This is a genomic window from Exiguobacterium sp. BMC-KP, assembly GCF_001275385.1.
In the GTDB taxonomy this organism is placed as follows: domain Bacteria; phylum Bacillota; class Bacilli; order Exiguobacteriales; family Exiguobacteriaceae; genus Exiguobacterium_A.
In genome coordinates this window covers 1361908-1375008 of sequence record NZ_LGIW01000015.1, presented here as the reverse complement: position 1 = coordinate 1375008, position 13101 = coordinate 1361908, and the positions used below count along the sequence as shown (strand labels likewise).

The window sequence follows — 13101 nt, the reverse complement described above, 5'->3', positions numbered from 1 at the left end:
ATAGGGGGACTGGCAATGAATGCACAAGCTGCCGTTGCTTCTGATTTCTCGAAATACGATATTCCGTTCATCGCGAAACTTCTCGGTATCGGAAGTGATCCGAATAACATCGAAGCGGGATTTTATCCTTTGATGATCACCGTCGTCATTTTGACGCTTGTCGTCTTTAAGTTAGGATTTGCTAAGGAACTAGCATGGTGGAAATCACTGATCGTCTATCTATTGCTCGCCGTCTTCTCGGCAGCATTGACGCTTGTCTTCTGGACATGGCCGATTCCTGAAGTACTCCTTGCGATGGTCGTCGTCCTTGGCATTTATCGCTTCCGGATGTGGATGGTCAAGCGTGAACGTGAACGGACAGCTTCTTAACAGAAGCATGTCATGAATCAAAAGAACGAATCTCTTCGGAGGTTCGTTCTTTTTTTTGAGACAATTCGAATGCATGATTTAAAGGGAAGCGGGAACAATAATAATAAAAGGGGGAGAAAATATTGAAAATAAGGTATGTCATACCCCTTTTGTTAACGATTGTTCTGATGGGCTGTACACAAACTTCAGAAGAATCGTCAACAAAGGAAATGAATCAGACGACACAAGGAAACAATCAGCAGGATTCAGGCGATCAAAAAGCGACGCAATCATCTCAAACGCAAGAAGGCGTCGTATTTAAAGAGCTAAATGCACCGTGGAACATCGTTCGAGAAGGAGAGACATTCTATATCACAGAACGAGAGGGAACGATCGTCAAAGGAAAACAAGGTGATTATGAGAGGATGCGCTTGCAACTGAAGGAAGATGTACTTGCTGAAGGAGAAGGTGGATTGCTCGGGATGGTACTTGATCCTGATTTTAAGGATAATAAGACGGCATACGTCTACCATACGTACGCAAAACAAGGACAAGCGACGAATCGCGTCATCGCGATAAAAGAAGAAGGTAATCAATGGACGCAAGAACGTATTCTACTCGACGACATTCCGGGAGCATCGATTCACAACGGAGGTCGACTTGAGTGGGGACCTGAAGGGGCGCTTTACGTGACAGCAGGAGACGCGGCAAAACCTGAGCTGGCGCAAGACATCGATTCACTTGCAGGAAAAATTTTACGCATCACACCGGAAGGAAAACCGTTCGAGGGGAATCAAAAAGGATATGTCTACAGTATCGGTCACCGGAATCCACAAGGGCTCGTTTTCGTCGATGATCAACTGTACGCAAGCGAGCACGGACAAAGTGGACATGATGAAATCAATCGAATCGAGAAAAAGAATTATGGATGGCCGACGATTGAAGGAAAAGAAACAGCAGATGGACTCGTGACACCATGGTACGAAGTAGGAGAGCAGTCCGTTGCACCTAGTGGAATTGCAGAAGCAGATGATACGTTGTACTTTGCAACGCTTGTCGGTCAACGATTACAAGCGATTGATCTAAAGACGAAACAGGTCACAACGATCGTCAAAAATCAAGGTCGGATTCGCGATGTGTGGATTGATGATACGTCGATTTATTATATTACGAACAATACAGACGGTAGAGGGAAGCCGTCAGCTGAGGATGATCGATTGATTCGAATCGATCGATGAACGAAAAAGGTCTGTCAGGGAAATTCCCCGCAGACCTTTTAGTTACCAGTGTTTTCGTTTTGTTTCCCAAGATGGGTATAGATGAAATTGTCCAGAAGCATGGCGTTCAAGTGTCCGCTCTTCTACACGCGATCGGCACTCATCACAGAGGTGGACACGGACTGGTTTATTGCGTAATCGCTTCGCTGTGAAGGACCAATCATCAATCGTTTCACGCTTATCGCAAATCGTACATTTCACTCGCATGTCAGGTCCTCCCTTTTTTTCTTAGTATATCATATTAGAAGATTATTCAGATGTAAAAAAGGGAATCGAGAAGTATATCTCGAAATATCATCACTAAGTCATAGAGGGGGTGATGTCATGGCAAATAAAGTAGAACAACAACTCAGTTCAGATCAACTGGATGCTTTATCACAATTACCGCTCGTTTTTCTGATCACACACGATCAATCTAAACATTGGCCCATCACACATGCGATCAGTTGGGTACATGCAACGGATTCGCAAACGCTTCGTTTTGCAATCGAAGCAGATTCTCATTTAGTCAAAACGTTACGAGAACATCCGGTTTTCACATTAATCTTTTTTGCAGAACAGTCGGCGTATAGCCTGACCTGTACAAACGTCAAGGGATTTACGCCGCAAGAACCGCTTCCACTTCCGCTCTCTTTTTATGAAGGACGCGTCGAAGAGGTACGTGACATCTTGTTTTACGGAGCAGCTGTCACGCAACGACCGACCATTGAAAAAACATATGATGAACAGGCGGCCGAACGGTTGGATCAACTTGTTCATCGCATCCTAAAAGCGTAACATTCATCACAAACTCGACTCTAAAGGGGCGAACGATGGAATGAAGAAAATATACGTACTTGATACTAATGTCATGCTTCACGATCCACTCTCTCTTTTTCAGTTTCAAGAGCATGATGTCGTCATACCAGCGATCGTACTAGAAGAACTAGATGGAAAAAAGCGCAATATGGATGAAGTTGGGCGCAACGCAAGAGAAACAGCACGGATTTTAGACCAATTGCGGGAAACGGGTCAGCTTCATGCGGGAGTTCCGCTTGGAAACGGTGGTATTCTTCGCGTCGATATTGGCGATTCTATTCACGAAGGTTCTCCGTTTATGCATGAATCAAACGATAACAAAATCATCGAGCTCGCATGGTCGATTCATCGTGAACAACAAGCCGAAGCGACACCACGAGATGTCATTCTTGTCTCAAAAGATATCTTAGTCCGTGTCAAAGCAGATGCATACGGTTTAGTCGCTGAAGATTATATGACGGATCATATCGCTGATCTGACCGGTCTCTATACAGGGTTCATCGAAGTAACCGTCGATCAGGAATATATTGATGCCTTCTATCAGGACAAACGACTTTCTGTTGATGTGTTGCCAGAAAAAGTGCAGCCGAATGAATTCGTCATTCTAAAAAGTAATATGTCAAAAGCCTCTGCCATTGCTGTTGTCGATCAGAACTTGCCAATCATTCGGGCGCTTTCAATCGATGTCGATCAAGTCTGGGGCGTCGTTCCACGAAATGTTCAACAACGGATGGCATTTGAACTATTACTACGTGACGATGTACCACTTGTCACACTCGTTGGGAAGGCAGGTACTGGGAAAACATTACTCGCACTCGCTGCGGGTCTCCTGCAAGTAGAAGATGAGCATAAATATAAAAAACTCGTCGTTGCGCGTCCGGTCGTGCCGATGGGAAATGATATTGGCTACTTGCCAGGTGAAATGGAAGAAAAACTTCGTCCGTGGATGCAACCGATTTACGATAACCTTGAGCACCTCTTCAATACGGGATCGGGGGACGAACTTGGTAACATTCTTGCAGGAATGAAGACGATTCAACTCGAAGCGTTAACGTATATCCGAGGACGGAGTATGCCGGGACAATTCATCATCATCGATGAAGCACAGAATTTGACTAAACATGAAGTGAAGACGATTTTGACTCGTGTCGGAGAAAATTCGAAAATCGTATTAGTCGGTGATCCACAGCAAATCGACCATCCATATTTAGATGAGTATTCGAATGGTCTATCCTATGCCGTAGAACGACTCAAAAACGAGAAGATGACTGGACACGTCAAACTCGTCAAAGGGGAGCGCTCGAATCTAGCGCGTCTCGCAGCCGATTTATTATAAAAAATGTGGTGCGTCTATTCAGGCGCACCACATTTTCGTTATAGGACGGTGACTGTATGAACGGATTTAACGATCCGTTGTCCGTGCAATAGGTGAACTGGTCCATCTGCTAATACCTTGCCGTCTTGTGAGAATTGAAGATATACTTCATCGAGTTGTTCAAGCGGTAGCTCGACCGTTTCTTCGCCTTCGAACCGAATAGCAATTGCATCTGGTAAGAGCTCAGCGTTCCGAATGAACGGTGCAAGTGCCATCGCAAACGAACCTTGAAGTGCGGCTTCTTTTTCAGCACGTGTCATCGGACGATTATGATCCGTTCGACTTCCTTCCATGATGCCTTTATCCCACGCAGCCCCCATTTTTGCGTAGTATGCTTCTTGTTCACTCGTGTCTGCTGGTTGCCCGATTTTCTCAATCGCAACCTTTCGTTCGTCAAAGATCCAGACTGTCGGATCAATCGTCAACTGGTGCCGTACTTTACCGTTAATCGGAAAAATCATTTGTTCTACCCCCTAAATGTGTAAGTCCAACAAATCCATTATACCGAAACGTTGAATTGTTGGCGAAAGTAAGGTAAAGTTTAGCTATAACAGGAACGCGTCATTTGATGAGGAGGGATTGGATTGTCAACTGAAATCGAGACAGTTCATCGCCAGCGCGCTCTTGAGCTACTAGAAGCGGATGCACAAAAAATCCGCCGGTTGATCGAGGTCCAGCTTGCGAATTTAACGATGCCACAATGTCCTCTTTACGAGGAAGTATTGGATACACAAATGTTCGGATTGTCCCGTCAGATTGATTTTGCGGTACGTCTGGAACTGATTGATGCGGGTGAAGGGAAACAATTGCTCGAATCACTTGAACAGCAATTATCTGATTTACATGATGCGGAGACGTGCTGATTTTCTACTCAAACGTGAAATGCGGCGTTTGGGTATTTTTTTTTAGAGAATAAAAAAAGGACGTGTACATATGTTAGCGAAGTTTAAAGAAAAACGAGCATTTTTTGATTATGGTCTATTCTTTACGATGCTCATCCTCATGGCAATCAGTACGGTCATGGTCTATAGTGCGAGCGTGTGGAACGGTGGAGATTATGCGAATACGTCCTTCTTTGAGAAGCAGTTGATGTTTGATGCGATGGCTATCGTGCTGTTCCTTTTCGTTTCGCAAATTAACCATGAGGTGTTCCGTGGACCGGTCATTCGTTTAATCCTTTATTTGATTACATGGTTGATGTTGATGGCAACGTTGTTCTCGGTTCCACTAAACGGCGCCCGCGCGTGGTTGAACTTCGGTATCTTCTTGATTCAACCGATCGAACTCTGTAAATTCGTCCTCGTCGTAGGACTTGCCAGTTATTTTGATCAAAAACATAAAGGAAAAATGGACGGGGTGATTGGAATCGTACATCATTTCATTCATCGTCAAATTAAAGGGACGACTTCAGGACGACGCATTCTACTTAGTTTCTCGGACTGGATTTTGATTCCAATGGTCGTGTTACTGGCACCATATGCGATTATCATTCGTATGCAACCGGATGATGGTGGTTTATTCATACTTTTACTTGTCACGGCGATGATCCTATTCGCTGTTGGATTACCTAGTGGATACATCGCTCTTTGTGCCATTAGTGTTCCACTCATTTTCATGTATGCTTGGAATAACTTTTCTGATAATCAGATGCAACGGATTCAAGCAAGTTTAAATCCATTTCTCGATGCGGAAGGAAAGGGATATCAGCTTATCAATTCCGTTATATCAATTGCCCACGGGGGGGTATTTGGGGTCGGTCTAGGGAATAGTTTTCAGAAGTACGGTTATTTGCCGGAACCTGAAACCGACTATATTATGTCGATCATCTCAGAGGAGCTTGGATTTGTGGGTGTTCTCGTCGTGCTCGGTCTATTGTTCTACTTGATGATTCAAGGGGCAATCATCGCTAATCGGTGTGTCTCACTTTACTCGAGTATGCTTGCGCTCGGCATCTCAGGTATCATCTTTATTCAGACATGTATCAATATCGCGGCGATGTCTGGTCTCTTTCCGGGAACAGGTGTTACCTTGCCATTCATCAGTTACGGCGGTTCATCGTTACTCGTCATGAGTACGATGCTTGGTGTAATGGCGAACATTTCCATGCAAAACAAATATCGAGTGGCTTATCAGAAAGAAGTGCGGACTGCACGTTCGATGAGTGCCACAAGCTCATTAACTAAAGGGGGAGCATCAGTTGACTAAAATCCAGAAGATTCTCGTAGCAAACCGCGGGGAAATCGCGATTCGCGTTTTCCGTGCAGCGACAGAACTCGGTATTCGTACCGTTGCCATTTATTCGCGAGAGGACATGGGTTCTCTTCATCGCTATAAAGCCGATGAAGCGTACCGGATCGGAGAAGGAAAAAAACCGATCGAAGCTTATCTCGATATTGAAGATATCATTGCAACAGCGAAAAAAGCCGAATGTGATGCGATCCATCCTGGTTATGGATTCCTCTCTGAGAACATTGAGCTGGCAAAACGTTGTCGCGAAGAAGGTATCATCTTCATCGGACCGCAAGAAGACCATCTTTACAAATTCGGGGATAAAGTACGGGCACGGACGACAGCGATTGAAGCGGGTCTTCCTGTCATCCCAGGAACGGATGGTCCAATCTCGTCGATTGACGAAGCCTATGCGTTTGCAGAAAAAGCAGGCTATCCGCTAATGGTCAAAGCATCGCTTGGTGGCGGTGGACGTGGTATGCGTGTCGTCCGGACAGAAGAAGAGCTTCCAGACATGATCGAACGCGCGAAATCAGAAGCTCTGAAGGCATTCGGTTCTGATGAGATTTACGTTGAAAAATTGATTGAACGTCCAAAACATATTGAAGTCCAAATCATCGGAGACGCGCATGGAAATATCATTCACCTGTTTGAACGGGATTGTTCTGTGCAACGTCGTCACCAAAAAGTCGTTGAAGTGGCACCATGTGTGACACTTTCAGATGAAGGTCGACAAAAGATTTGTGACGCAGCCGTCACGTTGATGAAACATGTCGGATACGAAAATGCAGGAACGGTCGAGTTCCTCGTCACGCAAGATGAATCATTCTATTTCATCGAAGTCAACCCACGTGTTCAAGTCGAACATACGATTACAGAGATGATCACGGGCATCGATATCGTTCAGACTCAAATTCGTGTCGCTGAAGGTGAATCGTTACATAGCGACCTCGTTGGTATACCACAACAAGAAGAGATTAAGATGCTTGGTTTTGCGATCCAGAGTCGTATTACATCGGAAGATCCTGAGAACGGCTTCTTACCGGATACAGGGAAGATTAAAGCCTACCGTTCACCGGGTGGTTTTGGAGTACGTCTCGATGGTGGGAATGCCTATGTCGGAGCAGAGATTTCACCGTACTATGATTCGCTTCTCGTTAAAATCTCGACGCATGGTTTAACTTACGATCAAGCCGTCGCGAAGATGCGTCGAAACCTTAGTGAATTCCGCATCCGTGGTATTAAAACGAACATTCCGTTCTTGAGCAACGTCTTGAAGCATCATGCGTTCGTTAGTGGTGATTACAACACGTCGTTCATCGATGATACGCAAGAGTTATTCATCTTCCCAAAACGTCAAGACCGAGGAACGAAGCTCTTGACATACATCGGAGAGGTTTCCGTCAATGGATTCCCGGGAATCGGAAAATTGGACAAACCGCTTGCACGCGATGTCCGGGTTCCAAAGATTCTTTCCGCGGATTACACACCGGGAGCAAAAGCAATTCTTGATGCGGAAGGTCCGGAAACCGTCGCGAAATGGTTGACAGCACAAGAAAATGTTCTATTGACCGATACGACATTCCGTGATGCTCATCAGTCGCTACTTGCGACACGAATGCGGACGAAGGATCTCGTCGCCATCGCAGAGGCAGAAGCGAAACTGTTACCAGAATTGTTCTCTGTCGAAGCCTGGGGTGGTGCGACGTTCGATGTTGCTTACCGATTCTTATCGGAGGATCCATGGGTTCGCTTGATGAAATTGCGTGAAAAGATGCCGAACGTCTTGATTCAAATGTTGCTTCGTGGTGCGAATGCTGTTGGCTACAAGAACTATCCGGACAACGTCATCCATGCGTTCGTCAAAGAAGCAGCACAAGCTGGAGTCGACGTCTTCCGGATTTTCGATAGCCTGAATAACCCGGAGTCGATTCAACTCGCAATCGATGCAGTCTTGCCAACAGGTAAAATCGCGGAAGCAGCTGTCTGTTATACAGGCGATCTATTCGATGCGAATCGTCCGAAATATCATCTGCCGTATTACGTCAATTTGGCGAAACAACTCGAAGAAAGTGGCGCCCACATCATTGCAATCAAGGATATGGCAGGTCTTCTGAAACCGGAAGCAGCTTATGCGCTCGTGTCAGCACTTAAAGATGCCGTATCGTTACCAATCCATCTTCATACACATGATGCGAGTGGAAACGGTATCTACACGTATGCGCGTGCGATTGATGCCGGTGTTGATGTTGTCGACGTTGCAGCATCAAGTATGTCTGGACTGACGAGTCAACCAGCGGGTGGTAGTTTGATTCATGCCTTAAGTGGTCATCCACGTCAGCCGCTCGTGTCAGCGCAGAAGTTTGAACAGATCTCGGATTATTGGCAAGATGTACGTCATCTCTACCAAGCATTTGAACTCGATATGATTGCACCGAATCCAACGGTCTACGACCACGAGATGCCAGGTGGACAATACTCGAACTTACAGCAACAAGCAAAAGCTGTCGGTCTTGCGGATCGTTGGTCTGAAGTCAAGGAGATGTATGCGCGTGTCAACATGCTGTTTGGCGATATCGTCAAAGTTACACCATCATCGAAAGTCGTCGGAGATATGGCGCTCTTCATGGTCCAACATCATTTGACGGAAGAAGATGTCTTGCATCGAGCAAGCGGACTTGATTTCCCAGATTCAGTCGTCGAACTGATGAAAGGAGAACTTGGAACACCACCGGATGGTTTCCCGCAAGACGTTCAACGGGCAATTCTCAAAGGAGCTGCTCCGCTGACGGAACGTCCTGGTAAGATGATGGAGCCACTCAACTTTGATGCGATCAAACACGAGTTATTTGAAAAACTCGAACGACCGGTTACAGAGTTTGACGCACTCGCTTACGCGCTCTATCCAAAAGTCTTCATGGACTATAGTTCATACGTAGCGCGATATGGTGACATTTCCGTTCTTGATACGAATACATTCTTCCATGGAATGCGTCTAGGTGAAACGATCGAGGTCGAAATCGAACGAGGCAAGACACTTTACCTCAAGTTGATTCAGATTGGTCAGCCAGACGATCATGGCATGCGGACAATCTATTACGAGATGAACGGTGTCCCACGTGAAGTCGAAGTAAAAGACATCAGCATCAAAGAAAGTTCATCGAGTCGCCCGAAAGCGGACCGGAGTAACGCAAAACAAATCGGTGCATCCATGCCGGGTAGCGTTCTGAAGGTACTCGTTGAGACGGGTACACGCGTCCGTAAAGGAGAACAACTTCTCGTTACGGAAGCGATGAAGATGGAAACGACGATCCAAGCACCAGAAGATGGTGAGATTAAAGCAGTCCACGTCAAGGAAGGCGAAGCAATCGCTAGCCAAGACTTGTTGATTGAATTCGTATAAGGTCACAATGAAAAACAGGCGCACGCTCGGCGGGCTGCCTGTTTTTCATTCAATATGTAGTAGGAGAGGATACGATTGAACATTATTTGTTGGGTTCGAAGTGATTTTCGATTACAGGATAACCACATGTTGGCACGTGCCATTGAATTACTAGAAGAAAATCCGAAGGCGACTGTAGAATTCGTCTTTTGGCTCAATCCAGATTACATCGGGGAATATGAAGCACGCCAACAATATTTCTTTCAAGCGCTCGAAGTTTTTTCGAATGCTTGTAAAGAAAAAGAGCTACCGATTCGCTTCATCGAAGGCGATGAACAGGCTTTCTTAGATGCGACCGATGACGCAGATATTCTCTTGTTTAATGCTGAATACGTAGAACCGTTCAAGACTCGAGATGAAGGCATCATCAAGAAGCGAGGAAATCGTCAAACAGAGCGTTTACTAGATCGTCATCTGCTTCACCCACATGACATTAAAAAGCAGGATGGAACGTTTTATAAAGTCTTCACACCGTATAAGAATGCGTTCGTAAAAAAAGACGTTCCTGCGGCATACGAAGTCAAATGGCAAAAATTACGAGATCATTATCAAAAACGTCAGCACGATAATAGCTTCATCGAAGGCTATTTCAAGAAGGCACAGTCAGACGCAGTCTTTCATCCGGGCGAAAAACAGGCGCAACAACGTTTGAAAACGTTCGTCGAACAATCACTTGAAGCGTATGACGAGAATCGTGATCTTCCGGCTGTTGACGGCACGAGTTTGCTTTCTCGTTATTTACGAACTGGAGAAATCGGTATTCGAACCGTCTATGCAACTGTTCAAGATGCGAAGGAATCAAAAGGAAAGCAGACATTCATCACCGAACTCATTTGGCGAGAATTCTACTACATGATTTTGATGCACTTCCCAGAATCAAAACGACAAGCCATTAACACACAATACCGGGAAATCGAGTGGGAGAAGGATGAAGAGGGCTTCAAAGCGTGGTGTGAAGGCAAGACGGGTTATCCAATCGTCGACGCAGCGATGCGACAACTGAATCAAACAGGCTGGATGCATAATCGTCTCCGAATGATTGTTGCTTCTTTCCTAACGAAGGATTTATTGATTGACTGGCAGAAGGGTGAACAGTACTTCCAACAGAAACTCGTCGATTATGAAGCGGCATCGAATATCGGAGGATGGCAATGGGCAGCATCTGTCGGAACGGATGCCGTCCCGTACTTCCGTGTCTTCAATCCAACGACACAATCAAAGAAATTTGATAAAGACGGAGAATTCATTCGAAAGTACGTCACGGAGATCAAGGATTTATCAAAGAAGTATATTCATGAACCTACGCAACAACAACGAGAAGACTATAGATACCCAGAACCGATCGTTGCACACGATGAAGCACGAAAGCGTGCGATTGCTCGGTTTAAATAAAGAAAGGATGTTCCTCGGCGGAGGAACATCCTTTCTTTATGATCTTATTGAAGACGACTATGTGCCTTACGCGTTCGGAATGCATGATACGTCAGGTAAGATAAGACACCGAAGTAACATGTAATCAAGAAAGCATGTAGTAACGGGACATACGTCGCGTGTCCACCAAGGACGATCCAAGCGCCTGTAGCAACTTGGCATGTGATGAAGAATGTCGCGAACGCCATTCCAATCGTTGTCGTCCGGTGTTTTAAACGAATCGCGACGACATGGACAAATAAAGTGAATAGGAACAATAATCCTGCCATGATCCGGTGAATCATCTGCACCCACGCCTCAAACGTCATGGACGGTTGAGAACAGACCGGCCAACCAACGCAAGCATATGTAGCGCCGACGTGACGTACGTAAGCACCGGTATAAACGACGATTAGCGTGTAGATGAGTAGACCGTATAAAAGCTTCCGCAAGAATGCTGGGACCGATTCCCTGAATTCCTGACCAGGACGCTCCATGATCAACAACGTCAAAATCAACAGCGAAGCAAAAGAAATCAAGGAGATACCGAAATGTAACGCCATGACGAGGTCCGATTGTTGCCAAACGACAGCACCAGCTCCGACGATCGATTGAATCAACATGAAGATGAAGGCGAGAAACGCGAAGATCTTCGTATCGAGCCGATCCTTGAAAGCAACGAGCGTCCAGAGACATAAGGCGATGATTAAGAGTCCAACGACTCCAGTTACAGCACGGTGACTATATTCAATCATCGTTTCAACACTTGGGTTCGTCGGAATGAGTTCCCCATGACAGAGTGGCCAATCCGTTCCGCAACCATCGCCTGAATCCGTTTTTGTGACTGTCCCACCCATCAGCAAGACGATCATCATGGTAAACGTGACGAAGGCTGAAAACATCGAAAGTTTTCGATTCAAGATTTGGACACCACCTTTCTAAAAAAATACGAAATACATGGATTTCCATAGGACTAGTATCGCATAAAAAGCCCTGAAAGGGTTGCAATCTTTTAGAACAACGCTATTCTAGTATTAGGTAAATATGGTGAACTGTGATGAAAATCACATAGATTTCACATTTTGTTCATTATGTCGAAAGTATTTTCATACGTCACGGTCCTGATTATGTGGTATCTTTTATAGAGAAAAGGGCGTTTCGTGGCATGTCTGTGTTATTTCTGTGAAGAAATTACGTGAAGCCTAGGTGCTAAACAGAAGCAGACGGTGAAAAGGAGGGAACAGCATGGCGAAAGTTACTGGAGAGGCACTGGATATGGCAATCGAGCAAACAGATCAGCCAACATTCAAGGACTATATTACCCTAGCAAAAATGGGGATTGTCCGTGCCAATCTAATTACGGTCTTCGCAGGGTATGTCGTAGCGGCATCGTACATAACGGATGATGTCCTGTTGTATTTATGGCAAACCAAGTGGATGTTACTGTGGACGCTTCTCGGGAGTGGATTGGTCATTGCCGGAAGTTGCTACCTCAATAACTACATTGACCGGGACATCGATTACAAGATGGAGCGGACGATGGGAAGACCAAGCGTTACTGGGAAGATGGATGGACAGCGGATACTCGCACTAGGACTCGGTATTCTTGCGACCGGTACGGTATTGTTGTTGATCGTCAACCATGTGGCGGCAGTGTTCGGATTGATCGGATCATTCGTTTACGTCGTGATTTATACGATGTGGTTAAAACGGACACATACGATCAATACAGTCGTAGGTGGTATTTCAGGAGCTGTGCCACCAATCATTGGATTTGCGGCAGTCACTCCGACGCTTCACATTGATGCGTGGATTTTATTCCTCATCATGTTCGTGTGGCAACCACCACATTTCCTTGCACTCGCGATGCGACGGACAGAGGAGTATCGGGCAGCAGGTATCCCGATGTTACCTGTCGTAAACGGATTCGCGATCACGAAACGACAAATTGTATGGTGGATTGCAGTACTCATTCCATCATCACTCCTCTTAGCACACTATGGCATCATTTACATGATCGTTATGGCACTGCTCGGTGGATATTGGCTCTATATGGGACTGAAAGGTCTGAAGATCCAAGATGAACAAGCCGAAATCAAATGGGCGTCGAAGATGTTCTTCTTCTCACTCTTTTATTTCACGGCTTGGATCGTGACGGTCGTACTCGTTTCTCTCTAAAACGATTTGACATAATTCACGTACACCATTACGAAAGACAAAAT

The 13101-nt window shown here is 45.5% G+C and carries 12 protein-coding genes; 9 read left to right on the top strand and 3 right to left on the bottom strand.

What is annotated here, in order from left to right; genetic code table 11:
• Positions 1-15: 15 nt before the first annotated feature.
• A complete protein-coding gene (locus ADM98_RS13015) occupies positions 16-369 on the top strand; it encodes a YlaH-like family protein (RefSeq protein WP_053453876.1) in 354 nt (117 codons plus the stop codon).
• A gap of 149 nt (positions 370-518) precedes the next feature.
• Positions 519-1586, top strand: a complete 1068-nt coding sequence (locus ADM98_RS13010) for a PQQ-dependent sugar dehydrogenase (RefSeq protein ID WP_053453875.1) — start codon at positions 519-521, stop codon at positions 1584-1586.
• A gap of 42 nt (positions 1587-1628) precedes the next feature.
• On the opposite strand, the gene ADM98_RS13005 is transcribed toward ADM98_RS13010, so the two are convergent.
• Entirely contained in the window at positions 1629-1832 is a 204-nt protein-coding gene (locus ADM98_RS13005) for a YlaI family protein (protein WP_053453874.1), read from the bottom strand.
• 117 nt (positions 1833-1949) lie between these two features.
• On the opposite strand from ADM98_RS13005, the gene ADM98_RS13000 reads away from it, so the two are divergent.
• Positions 1950-2402 (top strand): hypothetical protein, encoded by a 453-nt coding sequence (locus ADM98_RS13000; RefSeq protein WP_053453873.1) that lies wholly within the window; start codon positions 1950-1952, stop codon positions 2400-2402.
• Positions 2403-2442: 40 nt separating this feature from the next.
• Positions 2443-3759, top strand: coding sequence for a PhoH family protein (locus ADM98_RS12995; RefSeq protein ID WP_053453872.1), 1317 nt, complete (start codon positions 2443-2445; stop codon positions 3757-3759).
• A 38-nt stretch (positions 3760-3797) separates the two neighbouring features.
• Here the strand turns inward: ADM98_RS12995 and ADM98_RS12990 are convergent, their stop codons facing one another.
• A complete protein-coding gene (locus ADM98_RS12990) occupies positions 3798-4259 on the bottom strand; it encodes a hypothetical protein (protein ID WP_053453871.1) in 462 nt (153 codons plus the stop codon).
• A gap of 123 nt (positions 4260-4382) precedes the next feature.
• Here ADM98_RS12990 and ADM98_RS12985 point away from each other — a divergent pair, with 123 nt between their 5' ends.
• From ADM98_RS12985 to ADM98_RS12970, 4 genes are all read left to right on the top strand, one after another.
• Positions 4383-4661, top strand: a complete 279-nt coding sequence (locus ADM98_RS12985) for a YlaN family protein (RefSeq protein ID WP_023468835.1) — start codon at positions 4383-4385, stop codon at positions 4659-4661.
• Positions 4662-4731: 70 nt separating this feature from the next.
• On the top strand, positions 4732-6003 hold the full coding sequence (locus ADM98_RS12980; protein WP_053453870.1) for an FtsW/RodA/SpoVE family cell cycle protein: 1272 nt from the start codon (positions 4732-4734) through the stop codon (positions 6001-6003).
• Positions 5996-9430: a pyruvate carboxylase gene (locus tag ADM98_RS12975; protein ID WP_053453869.1), complete on the top strand. Its 3435-nt coding sequence runs from the start codon at positions 5996-5998 to the stop codon at positions 9428-9430. Before ADM98_RS12980 ends, ADM98_RS12975 begins: the two co-directional genes overlap by 8 nt.
• A 75-nt stretch (positions 9431-9505) precedes the next feature.
• Positions 9506-10861 (top strand): cryptochrome/photolyase family protein, encoded by a 1356-nt coding sequence (locus ADM98_RS12970; RefSeq protein ID WP_082318563.1) that lies wholly within the window; start codon positions 9506-9508, stop codon positions 10859-10861.
• A 44-nt stretch (positions 10862-10905) separates the two neighbouring features.
• On the opposite strand, the gene ADM98_RS12965 is transcribed toward ADM98_RS12970, so the two are convergent.
• Complete coding sequence (locus ADM98_RS12965) at positions 10906-11781, bottom strand: COX15/CtaA family protein (RefSeq protein WP_442855418.1); 876 nt, start codon at positions 11779-11781, stop codon at positions 10906-10908.
• Positions 11782-12124: 343 nt separating this feature from the next.
• On the opposite strand from ADM98_RS12965, the gene cyoE reads away from it, so the two are divergent.
• Positions 12125-13057 carry a heme o synthase gene (gene cyoE / locus ADM98_RS12960; protein ID WP_053453867.1) on the top strand — a complete coding sequence of 311 codons (933 nt, stop codon included), beginning with the start codon at positions 12125-12127 and terminating at the stop codon, positions 13055-13057.
• The last annotated feature ends 44 nt before the right edge of the window (positions 13058-13101 follow it).